Below are 22,159 nucleotides of genomic sequence, written 5' to 3' on the forward strand. Positions count from 1 at the left end.
CGCGCATACCCGCACGAAAAAAGAGTTCCCCCGCACCAATAATGACAGATCCACCAGAATACCGTCCACCACCTTTCCCACTTATCATCCCTACTATCTAACCCCAGTCTCATAAAAAATCTTGAACATAATATTTTATTGACATAGTCTTATAAATTATGATAAGATTTTTCTGTTATTGTTTGTAGCACCCGTGCTACTACAACCGCTCATATAAGGTAATGAAGAATTGTCTTAGGACAAACACCTGAACGTGGCGAGTCTTAGTTATGAAGGAGGTGCCATTAGATGTACGCAATTATTGAAACAGGTGGTAAGCAAATCCGTGTAGAAGCAGGTCAAGAGATCTACATCGAGAAGCTAAACGCTGAAGCAGGTGAAACTGTTACATTCGATAAAGTACTTTTCGTTGGCGGTGAAGATGTGAAAGTAGGAACTCCAGTTGTTGAAGGAGCTACTGTTACAGCTAAAGTTGAAAAGCAAGGTCGTCAAAAGAAGATCACGGTTTTCAAATACAAGCCAAAGAAAAACTATCGTAAGAAACAAGGTCATCGTCAACCATACACTAAAGTTGTCATTGAGAAAATCAACGCGTAAGGCTTGAATCATTATGATACATGTTTATGTAACTAAATCATCCGGTGGAAAGATTCAAGGTTTTTCTATGGATGGTCACGCAAACTTTTCAGAACGTGGTCAAGACATTGTTTGTGCTGGGGCGAGTGCCGTATCGTTTGGAGCCATTAATGCGATGGAAAAGCTTACAGGTGTAGAACCTGTAGTCATCCAATCTTCAGATGGTGGATTCCTATCTTGTGAGGTTCCGGAGAATCTTTCTCCAGAAAACGAGCAAACGATGCAAACTCTATTAGAGGGCATGATCGTTTCCTTACAAACAATCGAGTTGGATTATGGACATTATATCAAAATAACCTTCAAAAAGTAGGAGGTGGAACTAATGCTAAGATTAGATCTTCAATTCTTCGCTTCCAAAAAGGGAGTAGGTTCAACAAAGAACGGTCGTGACTCTATCTCGAAACGCCTAGGCGCTAAACGTGCTGACGGACAATTCGTTACTGGTGGATCTATTTTATACCGTCAACGCGGTACTAAAATCTATCCAGGTGTAAACGTTGGTCGTGGTGGAGACGATACACTATTCGCTAAAGTTGACGGTGTCGTTAAATTTGAGCGTGTAGGTCGCGATAAGAAACAAGTAAGTGTATACCCTGTAGCACAAGAAGCGTAAGCTACAAACGAAGAGACTCTAACCATTAAGTGTGGTTAGAGTTTTCTTATGTTGTAAATTCAAAGTAAGAGGAGTCATCATTCAAATGCTCGTCCTTCCGATATTGATTTCCGTTAAGGTGTAATTTTTAAGTGATTTACGGAATCACTTTCCCCATTATCCCTCACACTGTCTAATTTTCTGCTATACTAAACAAATGAGAGAAAAGGATAATAATTAGGAGTGCAATCATGAATAAAGAATGGACGATAGTTGAAGCACTTCGTCATGCACGCCATGACTTTATGAATGACCTTCAACTAATAAAAGGTAATTTAGCGTTAGGTAAACATGATAGAGTGAATGATATTATTAAAGAGATGATACATAGAGCGCAAGGGGAATCTGCACTTTCTAGTTGTAGAATTCCAAGCGTTGCTGAATGGATCTTAACTTATAACTGGACGTCACATCCTATACACCTAGAGTTTGAATTATTAGAAGGAAATACTGCTCATCAAATAGATGAAGTGTTCCTTTTAGACTTATTAGTGAGGGTTGTGTCAACAATTGAAGAGCATACCTCCTACTTAGGAGAGAATCATCTTCTCCTCTCAATAGAATTAAAAGAAGAAAATTCTCGTTTGATTCTCGATTTCCAAGGAAAACTAGAAGATAAGGCGAGTTTACACGATTGGTTTGGAACGTTCCTAACACAAGAAAAGGTACGTTATGAGCTAGAGCAATTTACTGAAACTGAATTTGTACTCACGTTACTACTCACGTAGTGTAGGTAAGGTTTCGACAAGAAGGAGGATTCCTATGTTTGTAGATCAGGTCAAGATATATGTAAAAGGTGGCGACGGTGGCGACGGAATGGTTGCTTTTCGCCGAGAGAAATATGTACCAAACGGTGGGCCAGCAGGTGGAGATGGTGGTAAAGGAGCAGATGTTATATTCGAAGTGGATGAAGGCTTACGTACGCTAATGGATTTTCGTTATCAACGTCATTTTAAAGCCGATCGCGGAGAACACGGTATGTCAAAGAATCAACATGGCCGTAATTCTAAGCACATGATTGTCAAGGTTCCACCAGGGACAGTTATTACAGATGATGATACAAAAGAAGTTATTGCTGATTTAACCCAGCACGGTCAGCAAGCGATTATCGCCAAAGGCGGTCGCGGTGGACGAGGAAATACTCGCTTTGCCACACCAGCTAATCCAGCCCCTGAGCTTTCAGAAAAAGGGGAACCTGGTATGGAGCGTTATGTGGTCCTTGAATTAAAGCTACTAGCCGATGTAGGTCTTGTAGGGTTCCCAAGTGTAGGGAAATCAACTTTACTTTCAGTTGTATCGTCTGCACGTCCAAAATCGGAGCGTACCATTTCACAACCATTGTTCCAAATCTTGGTGTAGTGGAGACGGAAGATAATCGTAGTTTTGTAATGGCAGACCTTCCTGGACTTATTGAAGGAGCTTCTGAAGGAGTTGGGTTAGGTCACCAGTTCCTACGTCATATCGAGCGTACAAGAGTCGTTGTGCATGTGATTGATATGTCTGGAGTAGAAGGCCGTGATCCATTTGAGGACTATGAAACCATTAATGCAGAGCTCGAAGGGTATAATATGCGTTTACTTGAAAGACCTCAAATCATTGTGGCAAATAAAATGGATATACCTGAATCAGAAGAAAATTTAAAAGAATTCAAGGAAAAATTACAAGAAGATTACCCAATCTTCCCAATCTCCGCTGTTACGCGTCAAGGTCTTCGTGATTTATTATTTGCGATTGCAGATTTAGTGGAAGGGACGCCAGAGTTCCCATTATATGATGAGGAAGAGCTAGAGGTAAATCGTGTGCTTTATAAGCATACGGAACAAACAGATGACTTTACAATTACGCGCGATCCGGATGGTAGCTTTGTTGTTTCTGGATATACGCTAGAGAGATTGTTTAAGATGACAGACTTCTCTCGTGAAGATTCTATTCGTCGTTTTGCACGTCAATTACGTTCAATGGGTGTAGATGATGCGCTAAGAGAACGTGGAGCAAAAGATGGCGATACAGTGAAGATGTTTGATTATGAATTTGAATTTGTAGATTAAGCAAGATTGTGGGGATAGGTCGATGGAAAAGAGAGAGGATACACGCTTTTATTTAGTTAGAGGAGACGTTTTACCTGATGCGATGAAGCGAACGTTAGAAGCGAAAGAGTTAATTGATCGAGGGCAAGCTACTTCGGTTTGGGAGGCGGTTCAACGTGTGGATTTAAGCAGAAGTGCTTTTTATAAATATCGTGACACCGTGTTCCCATTTCACCGAGTTGTAAAAGAGAAAATCGTGACTTTATTCTTTCAATTAGAGGACCGCTCTGGTACATTGTCTACATTATTAACTGAAGTAGCAACATTCCATTGTAATGTTCTAACCATTAACCAAACGATTCCGCTTCAAGGAAGAGCAAATGTAACCCTCTCGTTAAATATCACTGGCTTGACTGTGGAAATTGACGAGATGATTGCAGAGCTCCGTCGTTTAGAGTTTGTTGACAAAGTAGAAGTTCTTGGATCCGGGGCGTGAGTGTATGAAAACAATAGCCTACTTAGGCCCAAGAGGTTCCTTTACGAATAAAGCGGTTCAAATTCTTTATCCAGAGGGCCACCACCTTGCTTATTCTTCTATTCCTGATTGTATGGATGCTGTTGTAAGTGGAGAGGTTGAATGCTGTGTCGTTCCGTTAGAGAACTCGACGGAGGGCTCTGTGCACTCTACTGTCGATTATTTATTTCGGATGAACGAGCTGTACATTGTGAAGGAGTATGACCTTCCAATTAAACAGTATCTCATGATGCACCCATCTCAAGTTGGAAAACCAATTGACATGGTGTTCTCTCATCCACAAGCTTTAGCGCAGTGTCACGATTTCTTAAGGGAACGTGAATTATCCTTGCTAGAAGAAACGACTTCTACCTCCAAAGCGGCAGAAGAAGTAAAAACGTATCCGAATCAACCGTATGCTGCCATTGGTCCTGATACGTGTGCCGAAGCGTACGGTTTGACGATCATAGAATCCAATATTCAAGATTCTGATTTAAATCACACAAGATTTGTGTCACTATCCAAGCAGCCGTATGAATTCGACTTGAGAAAGAAAGCGTGCAGTATTAAATCCACATGGTATTTAATTTTACCGGAAAATCATGCTGGAGCCTTGCATCAAGTGTTATCCGTATTTGCTTGGAGAAGGTTGAATTTAAGTAAGATAGAATCCCGTCCGCTGAAAACGGAGCTTGGTCATTATTTCTTTATCTTAGATATCAATGAACATGAGGAAGCTGTGATGATGCAGGGGGCCAAACAGGAGTTAAAAGCTTTGGGCTGCATACTATTCCAAAAAGGCAGCTATCCCGTAATGAATTAGAAAAACGAGCAGAAGAACATTCTGCTCGTTTTTTTGTCTAGGAAGAAATCAAAAAACCTTTCTCTTTTAAAAGGGCCTCTGCTTCCAAGAGCTTCTCTTCTGATGCTGATTGCAAGGTGTGCAAGTGAACGCCTTCTGTAAGCTCCGAGAGTAATGAAGCACCGGTTACTGTTAGTTTACTCATAAACCGTTCTACATCTTTTCGATTCGAAACATGAACAGAGGCAGTTAAGTCTCCATAGACGGGGTGCTCAATGATGACATCCTTAACCGTAACGCCAAGATCTACTAGGAGCTCTAGCTCCTCTTTTGTCCGTTCTGGACCATGTAAGCAAGGCACTGTTTTTCAAACAACGGGGTATGGAGATCCTGTTGTAGATATAAATATCCTTGGCTTGTTGCGATAATTGGGATATTTCGCGCCTTTAATAATGTAATATCATTGACAACTACTTGACGACTTACATTTGTTAGCAAGGATAGTTCCTTCCCCGTAAGAGGTTCTGCCGACTGTTTAAGCTTATCTAAAATAAAGGCACGTCTTTCTTCACCTAAAAGTTTTTTATCTCCCATTGCTACTCCTCCAACCTAAAGTACTGATTATAAATATCTTTTATGCTATTCGCAAGTGTCAAGAGGTCGCTTTTTACTGTTTTTTCACCAAATGATATTCGAATAAATTCTTTCCCCTCTTGATCTGTCCCGTCCATTGCATAGATTAAGGCAGGCTTATCAAGGAGGCCGACATGACAGGCACTGCCAGTTGAAATGGCAAATCCACGCTTGTTCAGTTCAAGCATCATCCACTGGCCTTGAATTCCGTGTATCCGAAGTCCAACCACTTGTGGTAGTTGTTTCGATTTTAAAGAATGCTCATACAGAGTATAAGGCACGTTTTGCTCATGTAATGCGTGTATAAAAAGCGTGCGTAGCGACCAATAGTGTTCGAGGTGTAAGGACTCCACGTGATCCATCGCTGCTACCGTAAAGCTTGATATTCCTGGAGTATTGATGGTTCCGCCGCGCATCCCTTTTTCTTGAGTTACGACAGGAAATAGGGGAGAGACAGGAACACTAGGTCTGATATAAAGGAGCCCAACTCCTTTAGGACCATAAAGTTTATGAGAGGATATACTAACAGCATCCACGTGCTCGATCACTTCGTCAAGACGGATTTTACCAAAGCTTTGGACAAAATCCGAATGGAAGAGAATGTCTCTTCCCTTTATCATCTCGGCAATGTGTTGAATTGGTTGAATTACGCCATTTTCACTATTAATATGCTGAAAGGATACGAGAACGGTATCGTCTCGTAAATGGTGCGCTAATTCCTCAAGATCTACCTCACCTTCAGAGGTAAACTTGAGCTCGGTTACTTCAAACCGTGATCATGGACCAAATAGGATAGAGCTGAATGGACTGACGCATGCTCTCCTCTCGATGTAATAATATGGCGGCCCTTTTCTTTCTGAGCGAGAGCAAGAGTAGTAATACCAAGCTGATTGCTTTCAGTACCTCCACTAGTAAAATAAATCCCTTCCTTGACACCAAGTGACGCTGCTAATTTCTTCCGGCATAGTTCTACGATGGTATGAGCACTCGTTCCTGCATCATGCAGACTGCTAGGATTCCCATAATAGGTTGTAGCAGTATCTGTATAAGCTGTAAGAGCTCTTTCGCTCATAGGTGTTGTTGCGGCGTAATCTAAATAAATCATGGAATTTATAGCTCCTTAAGTTTTCTGAATGTTTTGTGAGAAGAAAAAACACTTGTCATTAGTTTAAATATGTGTAAATATATGTGTCAAGACACCTGTAAAAGCAGGAGGAAAAAATACAATGAAACATGCAGATATACTGATTATTGGAAGTGGAATTGCTGCGTTGCAATTAGCCAGCCATTTGAGTAATGATAAACATGTGATAATTATCACAAAGTCTAAATTGAATGATAGCAACTCCTACCTTGCCCAAGGTGGTGTAGCGGCAGTTGTTCATCCTAATGATGATCTACTTTCTCATGTACATGATACGTTAGTAGCCGGTGAATTTCATCAAGGGGAATCGACGGTGTATGAATTTATTAAAGACGGAAAGAGAGCAATTGAAGACTTAATAAAAGCAGGGGCTCCTTTCGACCGTGATGAAATGGAGAACTCAAGCTTGGTATGGAAGGGGCTCATGAATATCATCGCATCCTTCATGCCGGAGGAGACGCAACGGGTAAGCATCTAGTCCAGTATGTTCATGGAAAACTAGGTGACCATGTCACCATTGTAGAAGAAGAGATGGTGTATGAGGTAGTGCGTGATAAAGAGGGCCGTTGCATCGGGGTTAAAACGAAGAATGCAAAAGGCGTAATTACACGCTATGAAGCTCCTCATACGGTTTTAGCGTCAGGTGGAGTTGGTGGGATATTCGAAACAAATTCTAATCAGTCTACCATTACGGGAGATGGGATGGTTATCGCCTATCTTGCAGGTGCTAGACTAGGAGATTTAGAGTTTATACAATATCATCCAACTCTTTTAACTATAGGTGGTAAAGGAGTAGGCTTAGTATCAGAAGCAGTGCGAGGTGAAGGGGCGACCCTTATCAATCAATGGGGTCAAAAACTGATGAAGGGTGTTCATGTAAAGGAAGACTTAGCACCACGTCATATTGTGGCCCACAGAATCTATCAAGAAAGACAAAAGGGCAAGAAGTGTTTTTAGATATTTCAAGCATCCGAGATTTCGAATTGAGATTTCCTTCCATAGCTAACATGTGCAAAGAATATGGAGTAGACCTTGAGAAAGGACTCATCCCAGTAGCACCAGGTGCACACTTCACAATGGGAGGGGTTTGACCGATCATGTGGGAAGAACTTCGGTTGAAGGACTGTATGCTATTGGAGAAGTCGCATGTACTGGTGTACACGGAGCCAATCGCTTAGCCTCCAATTCTTTGCTTGAAGGACTGGTTTACGGAAAACGATTAGCACAGTATTTAACTTTCGTTGGAACGGAAGATCGGTTGTTTGATAGTCCACCTAGCAAAATGATGGAAACATTCCCAGCCATATCATTAGGGGATTTAAAGAAAAAATGCAGTCATGCACTTGGAATCATTCGAAATAAAGAAGGGCTTGAGGAGTTTCAACAAGAATTGCAGTTAGCTTATGAGTTTGAAACTGGCTCATTAGACGGTGCAGATGTAGCTGACATCAAGGGATATTTTACATGGATTCTTGCTTCACTTATGACGAAGAGCGCTATTCTCAGAACAGAATCAAGAGGCGGACATATTAGAGAAGATTATCCTCATCCCAATCAAAACTTACAAGGAAAAAGAATTGTTCATGAGTGTGTGAACGGGGAAATGAAGGTGTATATGGATGAATACGTTAAAGCTAAAAACTTTGCTTGAATCATTTTTTATAGAAGATATTGGAGACGGAGATTTGTCTTCAGAGAGTTTATTTATGAGAGAAGATCAAGGAACGTTTCATTTTATCTCAAAGGAAAACGGAATATTTTGTGGTCGGATTGTAATAGAAGAAGGATTTCGTTTACTAGATAGCGATATAGATGTGTTGGTCCACGTCCGTGACGGAGAGACCGTAGAAAAAGGTCATTTACTAGCAGAAATCAAGGGGCCCATGGCGAGTCTGTTAACAGGAGAACGTGTCATACTAAATCTAATTCAACGGATGAGTGGTATTGCTACGAATACAAAAAAAGTGGTCAGCTTGGTAGAAGGAACGGGCACTAGAATTTGTGATACAAGAAAAACAACACCAGGGTTACGCATGCTTGAAAAGTACGCTGTTACTAGCGGTGGGGGCTATAATCACCGTTTCGGATTGTATGATGCAGTGATGCTAAAGGATAATCATATTGCCTTTGCTGGTGGCATAAGCGAGGCTGTAAGGCGTGTTAAAAATAATCTCGGCCATACGGTTAAGGTAGAGGTTGAAATAGAAAGTTATGAACAAATGCGAGAGGCAATTGATGCTGGTGCAGACATTATTATGTTTGATAACCGTACTCCGGATGAAATTTCGGAGTGGATCAAAGACGTTCCACCCCATATTGTAACGGAAGCATCTGGTGGGATTACAATGGAAAATGTGAGCGAGTACGGGAAAACAGGAGTGAACTATATTTCACTCGGGTATTTAACTCATTCTTACAAGTCTTTAGATATTAGCGCAAAAGTTTTAAATCTTTAAGGGGAAACAATGAGGGGGAAGTTTAATGAGTATTTTTGAGATGTTAAAGGAAAATGATACAGCATTACCCGAGCGATATAAATCGTTGAGTGAACACGAGATGGTCGCGAGAATCTTAGAAATTAAAAAAGAGCTAGGGGCCAAGCTCTTTATACCTGGACATCACTATCAGAAGGATGAAGTTATCCAGTTTTCAGACACAACTGGAGACTCTCTTCAGCTTGCGCAGGTTTCTGCTAAAAATACGGATGCGGAGTATATTGTATTTTGTGGAGTCCATTTTATGGCAGAAACAGCGGATATATTAACCTCAAAAGAGCAAAAGGTCATCTTACCCGATATGCGAGCAGGTTGTTCAATGGCAGATATGGCGGATATTCATCAAACCGAGCGAGCCTGGACAAAACTTCAAGATTATTTCGGAGATACGATCATTCCCTTAACCTATGTGAATTCAACTGCCAGCATTAAATCGTTTGTTGGTAAAAATGGAGGAGCTACGGTTACTTCTTCTAATGCACATCGCATGGTGGAGTGGGCACTTGGGGAAAAAGAACGTATCCTATTCCTACCGGATCAACATCTTGGCCGTAACACGGCATATGATTTAGGAATTCCTTTAGATCATATGGCTGTTTGGGATCCGATTAAAGATGAACTAGTCTTTGAAGGCAACCTCGAAAACATAAAGATCATCCTTTGGAAGGGTCATTGTTCCGTACATGAAAACTTTACCGTGAAAAATATTGAAAACATTCGGAAGCAACATCCTGAAATGAAGATCATTGTTCATCCAGAATGTAGTCGAGAAGTAGTTGAATTGTCAGATGATAACGGATCGACTAAGAAGATTATTGAAACCATTGAAGCGGCTCCAAGTGGAACTTCATGGGCAATTGGTACAGAAATGAATTTGGTCAAACGAATCATAGACCAACATCCAGATAAAAACATTGTGTCATTGAACCCGTTTATGTGTCCTTGTTTAACGATGAATCGTATTGACATGCCGCATTTACTTTGGGCCCTTGAGAGTATCGTTGAGGGGAATCCTATCAATATAATCGAAGTGGATGAGGAAGTATCTAAGTATGCTATAGACGCGTTAGATCGTATGCTAGAACGCGCTTAATGAGGAGTTGGCGAAAGCCAGCTCCTTTTTTGACATCGTGAGTTATAATTAAAGATATCTTTATTAAATTTTTTGTATATCTAAAGGCATAATCCTATCAAGGAGCGTGAATACATGAAAATCAAAGTGACTCCTTATCAGACTAGCTGGCAATCTCTGTTCGAAGATGAAAAGGGGCGAATACAAGAAGCGCTTGGCAACGAAACGCTCGCTATCTATCATATTGGAAGCACATCGGTTCCTGGTTTATTGGCAAAGCCCGTTATTGATATCATGCCAGTTGTAGACGATATCTCTCGTGTTGACTTATATGAAAAGCAAATGAATGAGCTAGGCTACGAGGCATTAGGAGAATTTGGAATAAAAGGAAGACGTTATTTTAGAAAAGGATGGAATGTAAGAACGCATCACGTTCATGTATTTGAATCAAGGAATACTCACGACATAAACCGGCACTTGGCTGTGAGGGAGTATTTAAGAAACCACAAACAAGCCGCCAGACAATATGGTGAATTAAAGGAAGCGTTGGTACAGCGTTACCAAGGTGACCAAGAAGCGTATATCAATGGCAAGGATTTATTTGTAAAAGGTCTAGAAAGAAAAGCGATGGAATGGTATAAGGGAGATAATCAATCATTTAGCTGACCCTCATTTAAGGTCAGCTTTTCTCTTAGGTTAAAGCTTTTACATTTGTGTCTAAAATAAAGCTTGTACCTTTAGGCTAAGGACATTTACTTAGAATAATCTTGAAAAAAATATCATAAGTTTTCATGTAGATGTTAGCAATTTGCCTATCTTGTCATAGGATATATAGACTTATGCCTGAGGAGGGGAAAAATAGTGAAAATCCATATCGTTCAAAAGGGAGACACTCTTTGGAATATCTCTAAAAAATATGGAGTTAGTTTCGAAGAAGTAAAAAAGATGAATGCCCAGTTGTCCAACCCTGATATGATTATGCCTGGTATGAAAATAAAAGTTCCAACAACAGGCGGATCTGTTAAAAAAGAAGCTCCAATCAATTATGGAGTGAAAGAAATGCCGAAAGCAGAACATCCTTATAAAGAACAAAAGCCAATGACTATGCCAGCAAAAGAAATGCCAAAGAAAGAAGCACCTATTATGAAAGAAAAACCAATGGTTCAACCTAAAGCCCCAAAAATGCCGCAACCAATCCTTCCAGATATCGATATCAATAATTACTATATGATGAATAACCAAGCGAATTTATCGGTTCAGCCAAAGCCTGCCCCACAACCGCAACCGAAACCTGAAGTAAAAGGGGTTCAAGAAGAAAGCAGTGAATCACCATTAGAAATGCCAGCACAACAAGCTCCAACCTACTTTGACAACTGTGTTCCTGTAACGCCAGTTATGCCTGGGTCTGGGTTTGGTTACAAACCGTATCAACATGGACCTATGCCATATGCTCCACAAGTCCAGGGAGCCATGCAAGGATACCCAATGCCTGGTATGGGCATGCCTATGATGGATGAGGAAGATTATAGCTACATGCCACAACAGAACATGCCTCAAGTGGCAGGAGTTCAAGATGAAGAGGATTATATGGAAATGCAAGAACAGTTAATGAATATGGGACAAATGCCAGCTATGCCTCAGCAAATGCAACAGCAGCCACTTCCTGGAATGCAAGCACCAGGAGGTATGCCAATGCAACAACCAATGCAAGGAATGCAACAACCAATGCAACAACCAATGCAAGGAATGCAACAACCAATGCAAGGAATGCAGCAACCATTCTTACCACCTGCTCCAATGGGTCCATTTGGTCCATTTGACAACTGCTATCCGGTTTCACCAGTCATGCCTGGTCCAGGATATGGTGCGCCTTATGGGCAGCCACAAGGTCCTGCACCTGGTGTAATGGGTGCCATGGACCCTGGATTTGGTCCAATGCCTGGATTACAAGGGCCTGGATTCGGACAAATGCCTCCAATGGTGCCGGGAGCTGGTTTCGGCCAAATGCCTCCAATGATGCCAGGTTCTGGTTTTGGTCCTGGGCAGCACGGAATGGGATACGGAATGCCAGGAGGTCAAGTTCAAGGAGCAATGGATCAAGGATACGATGATTGTGGATGCGGCCCTAAGCCTGAAATGCAACCTTACCGTCAACCGAATGTCCCACAAGGTCAGCCTTATGGACCACAAGGCATGCCAGCGCCATTTATGGGACCACAATATTACAATGCTCCAAACATGTACCCACAAGCTTCATTCTCTATGCCAAGATACGATGACGAAGACTATGAAGGCTAAGAAAGATAGAGAAGACGACTATAACCGTCGTCTTCTTTCTTTTCTCAATCATAAATGGCACATGCAGTTATATGGAATACATGAAATACGAAAGGGCAAATGGAAAGTGTATAACCAGCAGGAAGCTTATTTTCTCAAGCGATATAATTCGTTAGATTCCTTTACCCACCAACACAAACTAATAAGATTGCTAACCAATGATCACTTCCCGTTCGTCATTCCCTTCCATCCCTATCACGACCATACTGGTCCTATTCAGTTGAAAGAAGATATTATGGGCGTAACGTATTGGCTTGAGGGAGATTCCATTCACTATGATGATATAAAAGATAGACTTCAGGCCCATTGGGTAATAAAGCAATTCCACTTGTATAGTCATCGATACCTTGAAGAATTTCCGACACTACAGGAATTTGATTTGCTGAAAAAATGGAAGAGAAGATGGAATGCGTTTTATCAAACAAGAAATGAATTGCTCCCTTATATGCCTACAACAGTGCTACATACCCTATTGCGTTGGGGAGAGATGGCAATAGAATTATTAGAAGAGAATCGAGCTACTTTTACTAGCTACCCAAAAAGTATGATCCACGGAGACATCGCTCATCATAATTTTCTTAGAAGCACCAATCATGCTCTATTTGTTATAGATTTCGATTTAATGACAAAAGGTCCGAGCATCATTGATGACATACAATTTGCCAATCGAATTCTTCCGCATATGGGGTGGTCAACGAATCAACTGTTTCAATTCCCACCATGGCACATTATAAGGATGCTGAGATCTTCCATATCGGCTTGTTGTATCCTACTGATTTATACCGTGAATGGATTCGTTTTGCTACTAGCTCGACCAAAACCAAATCTATTCTTTGGAGAAATTTATCTTTTCTCACCTTTTATCAGTATCACCAGCGAATGAATAGTATCCAGCAATTGATGATACCTTATAAATGACATTCTTTTAAATTGGATACTATTACAGGGCATTCTTTCATCGTCTCTATCTCACACTAGTACTAAAAAGGTGGGATAGCTTATGAAGCGAATAGTTAGAATGTCTATGCTAGGGTTGTTGCTAGTTGGCTGTCAAGCAACGGATGAAGCAGATCAGTCAAAGGATCCATATGAACCGGAAGGGGTCTATTCCAATACAGGTCATGGCGATGATCATGACCAAAGGGAAGGCCCAATTCAAGAGTGGTATGATCATTCGATTGGAAATGAAGGAAAAGAAATTCGTGAAGCAAAAAAGGAGTATTTAACGGATCACAGTGAAGGAGAATATCATTTACCACCATCCAAGCTAGGAGACGAGGATCAAGGATTTTTCATTCAAGATCAAGCAAGTGAATCTAGATCATTTAGCTATCATGGTCATGATGAGGATATACCATCAAAAGCTAAGTCGTCCTATTATAAAATGTATCAAGGTGAGTTAGTAGAAGCAATGAGTTTAGCGGCAGAAGAAGTAAAGAGTGTTCAATCTGCTCGTTGTATCGTATACGGGGATGCAGTCATTATGGGGTTACTAATTGACGGAGACGCGGACGCCGACAAAGTTAAAACAGATGTGAGAAATCAGATTCGTCATGGTGTAGGGGATCGTACATTATATATAGATGACAACGTAGGCTATTATAGCAGAATAAAAGTAATTGATAACCAACTTCGTCAAGGTGGGCCAAGACATACGCTAGAACTAGATATTCAAAATATGATTAGAGGGTATGAACAAGGTCTATAGGGAATGAACGTAACATCTTTTCACTTCGAAAAGGTGTTTTTTTTATTCTTAAATGTATGAAATGAAATGTTCTAAGGCATACTCCATATCATGTTAGTTTTTTTAGAAGAATACAAGTCTATCCCTTTAGATTGGGGATATTTTACATAAGGAATGACCAACCTATAAGTAGAAGGGTTGACACACTAAAGATGAGGTGATGAAGGATGTCGGTTCCATTTCGAATCGTATGGATGTTCTTACTCTTAATAGGAGCGCTGTTCCTCTTGTTTTATAATGAACCAGAAGCGACTAACTTTGATGAGGGCTCTTCTCCGGCGCAAATGGTAAGCGGTCCCCATCGTGTCACTGTCATATTGGAGCGAAGTTTTTTAGATGGTAGTGTTACAGAAGAAATTATAGAAGAAGAAATTTTGTCTATGGAGGATTTCTTTTCGGAGTATGCTGAGTGGACGCTTGTCGATATGGATGATGAGCACGTCGTATTCATGCAGAAAGTAGATGATATTTCACCTTTTATAAAGGATCATGGGTTTTTTTGGTATCACAGAAGACGGGGTATTAAGCATTTTCAACGGAATCCCAGAAGAATCGGATGCAATTCAATCGTTTTTTCAAATTGATATTCAAAAGCTAGAGAGCAGCAAGCATAAGAAGCTGATAAAAGGAAATTAAAATTCAATCTAAAAAAGACTATGAAGAGGTTATCGAGCAGTTGAAGACGTTTAAGATTGAATCGTAATGTATCAAGCTACCCGCGGTGGGTAGTTTTTTGTGCGTATTTACAGAACAGGTGTTTGAACAATATTTTTATTTTCAAGAAAACATGGTATGATTACAATCGTAGTAAAAAAGGGAGAGAGTAATGTGTACGAATACATAAAAGGGACTGTAGAATTTATTGGGCCTGAATATGTGGTAGTAGAAGCAGGGGACATTGGCTATCAGCTATATACGCCAAATCCTTTTTCTTTTTCTCCGCATGAAAAAAGCCATTAAAAGTATATACGTATCAGCATGTCAGAGAAGACTTGATTTCATTATATGGATTTTTAACCATGGAAGAAAAGCTTTTATTTATGAAGCTATTGAATGTCACAGGAATTGGGCCAAAAGGCGCGTTAGCGATATTAGGATCCGGGGATGTTTCAGGGGTTATTCATGCCATTGAAGAGGAGAATGAGGCGTTTCTTGTTAAGTTTCCTGGAGTAGGGAAGAAGACCGCTCGTCAAATGATTCTGGATTTGAAAGGAAAGCTTCAGGATGTTGTCCCAGATTTCTTTCCAAACCTGTTTCAGCCTGAAAAAGAAGACACATTATCTTCCGATCACTTCTTAAATGAAGCCATCTTAGCTTTAAAAGCATTAGGCTACTCAGACCGTGAACTAAAGAAGGTTGAACCAAAGTTAAGGAATGAACCGGGCAAAACTTCAGACGAGTATATTAAGAGAGGGTTACAGCTATTATTAAATACATAGAATGGGGGGAGAATAATGGATGAACGAGTGATATCGAGTGAAGCAGAGATCGGTGATAGTCAATTTGAACAGTCATTACGGCCTCAGTTCCTTCGTCAGTACATCGGGCAGGATAAAGTCAAACATAATCTACAAATCTTCATTGAGGCAGCAAAGCTTCGTGAAGAATGTTTAGACCACGTGTTATTGTATGGGCCTCCAGGGCTCGGAAAGACGACGCTTGCCGCTGTTATTGCTAATGAAATGGGCGTAAATTTACGTACAACATCTGGTCCAGCTATCGAACGTCCGGGTGATCTTGCGGCCATCTTAACGGCTCTTGAGCCTGGCGATGTTCTGTTTATTGATGAAATTCACCGTCTTCCCCGTTCTATTGAAGAAGTGTTATACCCTGCAATGGAGGACTTCTGCCTGGATATTGTTATTGGTAAGGGTCCAAGTGCTAGGTCTGTCAGATTAGATTTACCACCCTTTACATTAGTCGGAGCTACGACCAGAGCAGGAGCTATATCTGCTCCACTTCGTGATCGTTTTGGTGTCTTATGTCGGTTAGAATACTATACAGAAGAACAGCTAAAGGATATTGTTGTCCGTACCGCAGAAATTTTAGATACAAGTATTACAAGCACGGGAGCGATAGAAATGGCTCGCAGATCACGTGGTACACCGCGTATTGCCAATCGCTTATTACGGAGGGTTCGAGATTTTGCACAAGTAAAAGGTGATGGTGAGATTACGTCAGAGCTTGCTAGTCAGGCGTTAGAGCTATTACAAGTAGATAAAAAGGGATTAGATCATATTGATCATAAATTGATTCTTAGTATTATGGACCGCTTTAAGGGTGGCCCCGTCGGACTTGATACAATGGCTGCAAGTATCGGAGAAGAGTCTGATACAATTGAGGACGTATATGAGCCATATTTACTTCAAATTGGGTTTTTACAACGAACGCCAAGGGGTAGAATGGTAACGAATCTTGCGTATGAACATTTTGATCGAGAGGTGCCAAAATGAGTCTTCCTAAAACCATTATGGTGATGGGTGCAGTTCTTATCATTGTAGGCTTCTTCATGCATTTTATTAAGTTAGGAAGGCTACCTGGTGATATTATGATTAAAAATGAGAATACCACCTTTTATTTTCCAATCGTAACAAGTATTGTTGTGAGTATTGTGTTAAGTGGTATATTTTATTTTATAAGTCGATTTAAATAAGGTATAGAGGTGGACAAGCGTTGAAAGTGGAGGATTTTGATTTTTATTTACCGGAAGAACTAATCGCTCAAACTCCTTTAGAAGAGCGTTCAAAAAGTAGATTAATGGTAATAGACAAGATAACAGGCGATATCAAGCATCGTGTTTTTGAAGATATTTTATACGATTTGCATGAGGGTGATTGTCTTGTTTTAAATGACACTAGGGTATTACCAGCTCGATTATACGGTGTTAAAGAAGAAACCGGAGCGAAGGTAGAGTGCCTATTACTGAAGCAAGAGGAAGGCGACGAGTGGGAAACGTTAATTAAGCCCGCTAAGCGTGTGAAAGTAGGAACAGTCCTTACCTTCGGTGATGGACGATTAAAAGCAGAATGTGTTGCGGAAAAAGATCACGGTGGCCGTATGATGAGGTTTATATATGATGGAATATTTTATGAGGTGCTCGAAGAATTAGGGGAAATGCCGCTACCTCCTTATATTAGAGAAACATTAGATGATCGTGATCGCTATCAGACCGTGTTTGCGAAGGAAAGAGGGTCAGCAGCTGCTCCAACGGCTGGTCTACATTTCACCGAGGACCTTTTGAAGAAAATAGGGGAAAAAGGGGTACATATTGCATTTATTACGCTTCATGTCGGCTTAGGTACATTCCGTCCTGTCTCGGTTGAGAGTATTGAAGAGCATGATATGCATGCAGAGTTTTACCAAATGACAGAAGGGACAGCTCGTCTCTTAAACGAAGTGAAAGAACGTGGTGGCAGAATTATTACAGTAGGTACGACAAGTACTAGAACGCTTGAGACCATCGCTAGTAAGTATGACGGAGAGTTCCATGAAGAGAGTGGTTGGACAGATATTTTCATCTATCCAGGGTATGAATTTAAAAGGAATCGATGCCATGATTACAAACTTTCACCTTCCGAAATCTACATTAATCATGTTAGTATCTGCCCTAGCTGGAAAGGAACATGTGTTACACGCATATGAAACCGCGGTAAAGGAAAAGTACCGATTCTTTAGCTTTGGCGACGCTATGTTTATCAAGTAAGGTAAGCGAAATAGAGGAGTGACAACAATGACAGCAATACGCTATGAATTAATTAAAACATGTAAACAAACAGGAGCGCGTCTTGGTCGCGTTCATACTCCACACGGCTCTTTTGAAACACCTGTTTTTATGCCGGTAGGAACACTAGCTACCGTGAAAACGATGTCTCCAGAGGATTTAATCCAGCTAGGTGCTGGAATTATTCTAAGTAACACGTATCATTTATGGCTTCGCCCTGGTCATGAAATCATTAAGGAAGCCGGTGGATTGCATAAATTTATGAATTGGGACCGTGCTATTTTAACAGATTCAGGTGGGTTCCAAGTATTCAGTTTAAGTGAATTCCGTAAAATTGAAGAAGAAGGGGTTCACTTCAGAAATCACTTAAACGGGGACAAATTATTCTTAAGCCCAGAAAAAGCGATGGAAATCCAAAATGCACTAGGCTCTGATATTATGATGGCATTTGATGAATGTCCACCGTATCCAGCAGAATATGACTACATGAAAAAGTCTGTGGAACGTACGTCAAGATGGGCAGAGAGATGTTTAACTGCTCATGCTCGTCCTTTGGATCAAGGTCTATTTGGGATTGTGCAGGGCGGAGAATACGAAGACTTACGTAAGCAAAGTGCAAAGGATCTTATCTCTCTTGATTTCCCTGGCTATGCGATTGGTGGATTATCCGTTGGTGAGCCGAAGGATGTTATGAACCGTGTGCTAGAATTTACAACTCCTTGGTTGCCAAACGACAAACCGCGTTATTTAATGGGTGTTGGGTCTCCTGACTCCTTAATTGACGGTGCGATTCGTGGTGTGGATATGTTTGACTGTGTACTTCCTACTCGCATTGCGCGCAATGGTACATTAATGACAAGTAACGGCCGCTTAGTCGTAAAGAATGCAAAATATGCGAGAGACTTTGGCCCTATCGATGAAAATTGCTCATGCCATGTGTGTAAAAATTACTCGCGAGCGTATATTCGCCATCTAATTAAATGCGAAGAAACGTTTGGAATTCGTCTTACTACTTACCATAACCTTCATTTTCTGCTAAACTTAATGGAGCAAGTCCGTCAAGCGATTCGCGAAGACCGCTTAGGAGACTTTAGAGAAGAGTTTTTTGAACAGTACGGTTTCAATCGTCCAGACGCAAAGAACTTTTAATTCATACATAAAGGAGGAAAATGTCAATGGCTACTCTAATTAACTTAGCACCATTTTTAGTTATGCTTCTTGTGTTCTATTTCCTTTTAATTAGACCACAACAAAAGCGTCAAAAAGCAGTGCAACAAATGCAAAGTAACCTTCAAAAAGGTGACCATGTTATCACAATTGGTGGATTACACGGTAAGGTGGATGTAATCGACGAGGCAACGGTTGTGATTTTTAGCACAGATGGAAGCAAGCTTACGTTCGATCGTAATGCTATCCGTGAAGTGAAATCTGAGAAGTAATACATCATGCAGAGGCTTAGGTCTCTGTTTTTTTGTGCCATGATTCTGTTTCAGAGAGGGATGAATGTGGAGATTACTAAATTAGGAGGCAAGCGTTGAGGAAGTAAGGGAATCTTTTTAAGCTGATAACTCTTGCAATCGTATCGATTGTTCTATCGAATTAAACACTGATTAGCGTGGATGCTTAAATAATGAAGAGTGGTACTCGAAAGTTGCTCGAATACCTTGAACTGCTGCTATAATCACCATAATCAGAGCTCGGAAAAAACAAATCAATATTCTATTGAAAAAAATGCACAGTTCTTTTGATTAGACAAATAATTGTGTCATTCCCTCCCCAGGTAGCATGGCTACTCCTTGGGAGGGAACACATTAATAGTACTCAAAGGTGGCATGAGTTGGAACCTCACTATTTAGATGACAAGTTCACACCTAATATTCCGCCCATCATGCTGGTGGTGATGTAGCAGGTATGGTAAATCATTTGCTCGAAAGAAAATAGGGAGTCATGGCCTAAGTATTGGAATAAGAAAACAATTAGAGTGTAGATAGCGCCTGTCATAAAGCCAAATATCCAGCCTTTTTGTTTGGCTTTTCCTCCAGCAATCATACCTCCTAGGAACACAGTGATAAATGAAAAGATGGTCAAGATGATTTGGATTGACTGTTCTTGCAAATCTGTGAAGCGTAATATGGTTGCAAAGATTGCTGCAATGATAAGAGCTAAACCTAGTATGGTTACGACGCCCATCATCACGGCACTGCCCATTTGTTTGGTTTCCATTTCAAGATCCCCCTTCTTACTGATAAACACTAGTACAAGCATATTCACCAAATAATAAAAAAAGACTAGAATTTTTTGTGGGACAACTCTCATAGAATAGGTTGAATGCATGTTTAGGGAGACAGTGGGAGTAAAGGAGATGGCTTGATGACGGTTAAATTAGTCGTAATCATTTTTATTGTCACGTATCTATTCCTCATGACAGAGAAATGGAATCGAATTCTTGCGGCTTTTGGTGGGGGCATTAGCATGCTTGTGATTGGAGCTTATTCTATTGATCAAGCGTTGTTCCAGTACATAGATTGGAAGACCATTACCTTGTTGTTTGCTATGATGTTGATTGTAACCATGACAAGTAAAACGGGATTTTTTGAGTATTCCGCTATCAAACTCGCGCAAATGGTGAAAGGGAACGGGGTTGCTATCCTACTTATATTTACCTTTCTTGCGGCGGTGGGCTCTGCATTTTTAGCGAATGTGACCATTGCGATGCTGTTAGTACCTATCTTATTCACTTTAATAAGAATATTGGAGTTGCCGCCTATTCCGTATTTGATTAGCATGATTTTAGCTTGTAATATAGGGGGAACCGCAACGCTGATTGGCGATCCTCCCAATATGATGATAGGTCAGGCTGTTGAGCATTTTACGTTTAATACATTTATTGTTAACCTCATGCCAGTAGCCGCTTTAGTATTAGGTATTTCCATGCTTTTGTTAACGCTTCTCTATTACAGGCAGCTAACGGTGTCAGAAGAAAAAGTAGAAGAACTTTCAAAGCTTAATCCAAAAGATTATACTAAAAAAAGAAAATGGATTGGTGGTATCTTTGAGTGTTTTGCTACTTGTTCTAATTGGTTTTTCCTTACAATCCTATCTCCATTTAGATGTAACCACCGTTGCCATTGCGGGTGCTGTGCTGTTGATGGCACTCCTAGAGAAAAGGTATTCACCTGATGAGATTTTACGAGAGGTAGAATGGGGGACATTGTTCTTTTTTATGGGCCTATTTTTATTGGTTGGAGGTCTTGAGGAAGTAGGGATCATTGATGAGATGGCTAGAGAAATCTTAATGCTAACAGAAGGGGATATGAAAAGCACGGCCTTCGTCATTTTATGGGGAACTGGGATTTTATCAGCGGTAGTGGATAACATTCCATTTGTGGCAGCCATGATTCCTGTCATTACAGAATTCCAGGAATTTGGTATGGTGAATATGGATCCATTATGGTGGTCCCTTGCGTTAGGTGCGTGTCTTGGAGGAAATGGAACGTTACTTGGTTCATCTTCCAATTTAGTAATTGTTGGTCTTGCATTAAAAGAGCGTGTGGAAATAAAGTTTACGAGCTATTTAGCTGTGGGCATTCCTATAACACTCATTAGCTTATCTGTATCAACTCTTTATGTGTATTTTAAATTTCTAAACCATTTTTATAGGGCATACTATTCCATACTAACTCACAGGGAACGGAGAGATAGGATGGAAGAGTATGCTTTTATTTATTTTTCGAACGATTTTTCTTTATTTTGTTATTACCATTATTTTTCGGCTAATGGGAAAACGGGAAATAGGGGAATTGAGCATTTTAGATTTGGTTGTATTTATAATGATTGCTGAACTTGCGGTTGTGGCGATAGAGGATACATCTACACCATTATTTGATGCTCTCTTGCCTATGATTATATTAATGGTCGTTCAAATCTTGCTTGCTTTTGTGTCCTTAAAAAATAAAAAAGTGCGTGAGCTTTTAGACGGGAAGCCTACGATTATTATCAATAATGGGAAAATTGATGAGGACATGATGAGGCGTCAGCGCTATAATTTTGATGATTTGTTACTTCAGCTGAGAGAAAAGGATATTAGAAATATTGATGAGGTGGAATATGCCATCTTAGAAACATCTGGAAAGTTGAGTGTTATCAAAAAAAGTACAAAAGAAAAAGGATGAAGGATATACACTACCGTTAATCTTAGACGGTGACATCCAAATGGATCACTTAGAGAGCATCGGAAAAGATGATTGGTGGTTAAGAAAAGAGTTAAGAGAAAGAGGGTATAGGGATCTCTCTGCCATTTCTTTTTGCTCGTATCAAAATGGATATTTTTATATTGATTTGAAAGAATCATAAAAGTCCGGATGAACATCATCACGGAC

22 protein-coding genes, 7 pseudogenes and 1 other annotated feature are annotated in these 22,159 nt (G+C 40.4%); of the genes and pseudogenes, 26 read left to right on the plus strand and 3 right to left on the minus strand.

The genetic code is table 11. From position 1 onward, the window contains the following. The first annotated feature begins 193 nt into the window (after window positions 1-193). Window positions 194-274: a sequence feature (ribosomal protein L21 leader region), on the plus strand. Between the two features lie 14 nt (window positions 275-288). The 7 genes and pseudogenes from rplU to pheA all read left to right on the plus strand — a co-directional run bounded on the left by rplU (window position 289) and on the right by pheA (window position 4,652). Beyond that, window positions 289-597, plus strand: coding sequence for a 50S ribosomal protein L21 (gene rplU, locus M44_RS11925; RefSeq protein ID WP_010173877.1), 309 nt, complete (start codon window positions 289-291; stop codon window positions 595-597). 13 nt (window positions 598-610) lie between these two features. Continuing rightward, window positions 611-946: a ribosomal-processing cysteine protease Prp gene (locus tag M44_RS11930; RefSeq protein WP_010173879.1), complete on the plus strand. Its 336-nt coding sequence runs from the start codon at window positions 611-613 to the stop codon at window positions 944-946. Window positions 947-958: 12 nt separating this feature from the next. Then, a complete protein-coding gene (rpmA, locus tag M44_RS11935) occupies window positions 959-1,249 on the plus strand; it encodes a 50S ribosomal protein L27 (RefSeq protein WP_010173881.1) in 291 nt (96 codons plus the stop codon). A 230-nt stretch (window positions 1,250-1,479) separates the two neighbouring features. After that, window positions 1,480-2,016 (plus strand): Spo0B C-terminal domain-containing protein, encoded by a 537-nt coding sequence (locus M44_RS22745; protein ID WP_010173883.1) that lies wholly within the window; start codon window positions 1,480-1,482, stop codon window positions 2,014-2,016. Window positions 2,017-2,050: 34 nt separating this feature from the next. Next, window positions 2,051-3,336: pseudogene (gene obgE / locus M44_RS22750) on the plus strand (GTPase ObgE). A gap of 22 nt (window positions 3,337-3,358) precedes the next feature. After that, a complete protein-coding gene (locus M44_RS11950) occupies window positions 3,359-3,811 on the plus strand; it encodes an ACT domain-containing protein (RefSeq protein WP_010173885.1) in 453 nt (150 codons plus the stop codon). 4 nt (window positions 3,812-3,815) lie between these two features. Next, complete coding sequence (gene pheA, locus M44_RS11955; protein ID WP_010173887.1) at window positions 3,816-4,652, plus strand: prephenate dehydratase; 837 nt, start codon at window positions 3,816-3,818, stop codon at window positions 4,650-4,652. A gap of 37 nt (window positions 4,653-4,689) precedes the next feature. On the opposite strand, the pseudogene M44_RS22755 reads toward pheA, so the two are convergent. Then, window positions 4,690-5,225, minus strand: a pseudogene (locus M44_RS22755) (3H domain-containing protein). A gap of 2 nt (window positions 5,226-5,227) precedes the next feature. Beyond that, window positions 5,228-6,369: pseudogene (locus M44_RS26305) on the minus strand (IscS subfamily cysteine desulfurase). A gap of 121 nt (window positions 6,370-6,490) precedes the next feature. On the opposite strand from M44_RS26305, the gene M44_RS29020 reads away from it, so the two are divergent. From M44_RS29020 to yajC, 17 genes and pseudogenes are all read left to right on the plus strand, one after another. After that, on the plus strand, window positions 6,491-6,886 hold the full coding sequence (locus M44_RS29020; protein WP_010173895.1) for an FAD-binding protein: 396 nt from the start codon (window positions 6,491-6,493) through the stop codon (window positions 6,884-6,886). Further along, window positions 6,820-7,365 (plus strand): FAD-binding protein, encoded by a 546-nt coding sequence (locus tag M44_RS29025; protein ID WP_081447523.1) that lies wholly within the window; start codon window positions 6,820-6,822, stop codon window positions 7,363-7,365. The genes M44_RS29020 and M44_RS29025 overlap by 67 nt, the downstream gene beginning before the upstream one ends. Window positions 7,366-7,495: 130 nt before the next feature. Further along, window positions 7,496-8,059, plus strand: a complete 564-nt coding sequence (locus M44_RS26320) for an FAD-binding protein (protein ID WP_081447524.1) — start codon at window positions 7,496-7,498, stop codon at window positions 8,057-8,059. Further along, window positions 8,028-8,864, plus strand: a complete 837-nt coding sequence (nadC, locus tag M44_RS11975; protein ID WP_010173899.1) for a carboxylating nicotinate-nucleotide diphosphorylase — start codon at window positions 8,028-8,030, stop codon at window positions 8,862-8,864. Before M44_RS26320 ends, nadC begins: the two co-directional genes overlap by 32 nt. A 25-nt stretch (window positions 8,865-8,889) precedes the next feature. Next, window positions 8,890-9,996 (plus strand): quinolinate synthase NadA, encoded by a 1,107-nt coding sequence (gene nadA, locus M44_RS11980; RefSeq protein ID WP_010173901.1) that lies wholly within the window; start codon window positions 8,890-8,892, stop codon window positions 9,994-9,996. A 114-nt stretch (window positions 9,997-10,110) separates the two neighbouring features. Then, a complete protein-coding gene (locus M44_RS11985) occupies window positions 10,111-10,641 on the plus strand; it encodes a GrpB family protein (RefSeq protein WP_010173903.1) in 531 nt (176 codons plus the stop codon). Between the two features lie 195 nt (window positions 10,642-10,836). Beyond that, the gene (gene safA, locus M44_RS25380) at window positions 10,837-12,273 is read left to right on the plus strand and encodes a SafA/ExsA family spore coat assembly protein (RefSeq protein WP_010173905.1); all 1,437 of its coding nucleotides are present in this window, start codon (window positions 10,837-10,839) and stop codon (window positions 12,271-12,273) included. Further along, window positions 12,263-13,195 carry a phosphotransferase gene (locus M44_RS11995; RefSeq protein ID WP_010173906.1) on the plus strand — a complete coding sequence of 311 codons (933 nt, stop codon included), beginning with the start codon at window positions 12,263-12,265 and terminating at the stop codon, window positions 13,193-13,195. The genes safA and M44_RS11995 overlap by 11 nt, the downstream gene beginning before the upstream one ends. Before the next feature lie 117 nt (window positions 13,196-13,312). Then, window positions 13,313-14,020: a YhcN/YlaJ family sporulation lipoprotein gene (locus tag M44_RS12000; protein ID WP_010173908.1), complete on the plus strand. Its 708-nt coding sequence runs from the start codon at window positions 13,313-13,315 to the stop codon at window positions 14,018-14,020. Between the two features lie 206 nt (window positions 14,021-14,226). Continuing rightward, on the plus strand, window positions 14,227-14,643 hold the full coding sequence (locus M44_RS22775; protein WP_010173910.1) for a BofC N-terminal domain-containing protein: 417 nt from the start codon (window positions 14,227-14,229) through the stop codon (window positions 14,641-14,643). Next, window positions 14,600-14,695 (plus strand): BofC C-terminal domain-containing protein, encoded by a 96-nt coding sequence (locus M44_RS29975; protein ID WP_420167114.1) that lies wholly within the window; start codon window positions 14,600-14,602, stop codon window positions 14,693-14,695. Before M44_RS22775 ends, M44_RS29975 begins: the two co-directional genes overlap by 44 nt. Before the next feature lie 192 nt (window positions 14,696-14,887). Further along, window positions 14,888-15,498: pseudogene (ruvA, locus tag M44_RS22780) on the plus strand (Holliday junction branch migration protein RuvA). Window positions 15,499-15,513: 15 nt separating this feature from the next. Continuing rightward, on the plus strand, window positions 15,514-16,512 hold the full coding sequence (gene ruvB, locus M44_RS12015) for a Holliday junction branch migration DNA helicase RuvB (protein WP_010173915.1): 999 nt from the start codon (window positions 15,514-15,516) through the stop codon (window positions 16,510-16,512). Further along, a complete protein-coding gene (locus tag M44_RS12020; RefSeq protein WP_010173917.1) occupies window positions 16,509-16,712 on the plus strand; it encodes a DUF2905 domain-containing protein in 204 nt (67 codons plus the stop codon). The genes ruvB and M44_RS12020 overlap by 4 nt, the downstream gene beginning before the upstream one ends. A 20-nt stretch (window positions 16,713-16,732) precedes the next feature. Further along, a pseudogene (gene queA / locus M44_RS22785) lies at window positions 16,733-17,762 on the plus strand (tRNA preQ1(34) S-adenosylmethionine ribosyltransferase-isomerase QueA). A 27-nt stretch (window positions 17,763-17,789) separates the two neighbouring features. Further along, window positions 17,790-18,929, plus strand: a complete 1,140-nt coding sequence (tgt, locus tag M44_RS12030; protein WP_010173922.1) for a tRNA guanosine(34) transglycosylase Tgt — start codon at window positions 17,790-17,792, stop codon at window positions 18,927-18,929. A gap of 26 nt (window positions 18,930-18,955) precedes the next feature. After that, on the plus strand, window positions 18,956-19,219 hold the full coding sequence (gene yajC, locus M44_RS12035) for a preprotein translocase subunit YajC (protein WP_010173924.1): 264 nt from the start codon (window positions 18,956-18,958) through the stop codon (window positions 19,217-19,219). 409 nt (window positions 19,220-19,628) lie between these two features. Here the strand turns inward: yajC and M44_RS12040 are convergent, their stop codons facing one another. Beyond that, window positions 19,629-20,003: a TIGR04086 family membrane protein gene (locus M44_RS12040; protein WP_010173927.1), complete on the minus strand. Its 375-nt coding sequence runs from the start codon at window positions 20,001-20,003 to the stop codon at window positions 19,629-19,631. A gap of 219 nt (window positions 20,004-20,222) precedes the next feature. Here M44_RS12040 and M44_RS22790 point away from each other — a divergent pair. Then, window positions 20,223-21,621 (plus strand): annotated as a pseudogene (locus tag M44_RS22790) (ArsB/NhaD family transporter). Further along, window positions 21,545-22,133, plus strand: a pseudogene (locus tag M44_RS27035) (DUF421 domain-containing protein). The pseudogenes M44_RS22790 and M44_RS27035 overlap by 77 nt, the downstream one beginning before the upstream one ends. The last annotated feature ends 26 nt before the right edge of the window (window positions 22,134-22,159 follow it).

The sequence above is a fragment of the Bacillus coahuilensis m4-4 genome (assembly GCF_000171615.1).
Taxonomy (GTDB): Bacteria; Bacillota; Bacilli; order Bacillales; family Bacillaceae_K; genus Bacillus_T; species Bacillus_T coahuilensis.

Excerpts from the sequence above, each read along its gene's own strand:
- rplU (WP_010173877.1), top strand. The coding sequence starts at position 289 with ATGTACGCAATTATTGAAACAGGTGGTAAGCAAATCCGTGTAGAAGCA.
- M44_RS11930 (WP_010173879.1), top strand. The coding sequence starts at position 611 with ATGATACATGTTTATGTAACTAAATCATCCGGTGGAAAGATTCAAGGT.
- rpmA (WP_010173881.1), top strand. The coding sequence starts at position 959 with ATGCTAAGATTAGATCTTCAATTCTTCGCTTCCAAAAAGGGAGTAGGT.
- M44_RS22745 (WP_010173883.1), top strand. The coding sequence starts at position 1,480 with ATGAATAAAGAATGGACGATAGTTGAAGCACTTCGTCATGCACGCCAT.
- M44_RS11950 (WP_010173885.1), top strand. The coding sequence starts at position 3,359 with ATGGAAAAGAGAGAGGATACACGCTTTTATTTAGTTAGAGGAGACGTT.
- pheA (WP_010173887.1), top strand. The coding sequence starts at position 3,816 with ATGAAAACAATAGCCTACTTAGGCCCAAGAGGTTCCTTTACGAATAAA.
- M44_RS29020 (WP_010173895.1), top strand. The coding sequence starts at position 6,491 with ATGAAACATGCAGATATACTGATTATTGGAAGTGGAATTGCTGCGTTG.
- M44_RS29025 (WP_081447523.1), top strand. The coding sequence starts at position 6,820 with ATGGAAGGGGCTCATGAATATCATCGCATCCTTCATGCCGGAGGAGAC.
- nadC (WP_010173899.1), top strand. The coding sequence starts at position 8,028 with ATGAATACGTTAAAGCTAAAAACTTTGCTTGAATCATTTTTTATAGAA.
- nadA (WP_010173901.1), top strand. The coding sequence starts at position 8,890 with ATGAGTATTTTTGAGATGTTAAAGGAAAATGATACAGCATTACCCGAG.
- M44_RS11985 (WP_010173903.1), top strand. The coding sequence starts at position 10,111 with ATGAAAATCAAAGTGACTCCTTATCAGACTAGCTGGCAATCTCTGTTC.
- M44_RS11995 (WP_010173906.1), top strand. The coding sequence starts at position 12,263 with ATGAAGGCTAAGAAAGATAGAGAAGACGACTATAACCGTCGTCTTCTT.
- M44_RS12000 (WP_010173908.1), top strand. The coding sequence starts at position 13,313 with ATGAAGCGAATAGTTAGAATGTCTATGCTAGGGTTGTTGCTAGTTGGC.
- M44_RS22775 (WP_010173910.1), top strand. The coding sequence starts at position 14,227 with ATGTCGGTTCCATTTCGAATCGTATGGATGTTCTTACTCTTAATAGGA.
- ruvB (WP_010173915.1), top strand. The coding sequence starts at position 15,514 with ATGGATGAACGAGTGATATCGAGTGAAGCAGAGATCGGTGATAGTCAA.
- M44_RS12020 (WP_010173917.1), top strand. The coding sequence starts at position 16,509 with ATGAGTCTTCCTAAAACCATTATGGTGATGGGTGCAGTTCTTATCATT.
- tgt (WP_010173922.1), top strand. The coding sequence starts at position 17,790 with ATGACAGCAATACGCTATGAATTAATTAAAACATGTAAACAAACAGGA.
- yajC (WP_010173924.1), top strand. The coding sequence starts at position 18,956 with ATGGCTACTCTAATTAACTTAGCACCATTTTTAGTTATGCTTCTTGTG.
- M44_RS12040 (WP_010173927.1), bottom strand. The coding sequence starts at position 20,003 with ATGGAAACCAAACAAATGGGCAGTGCCGTGATGATGGGCGTCGTAACC.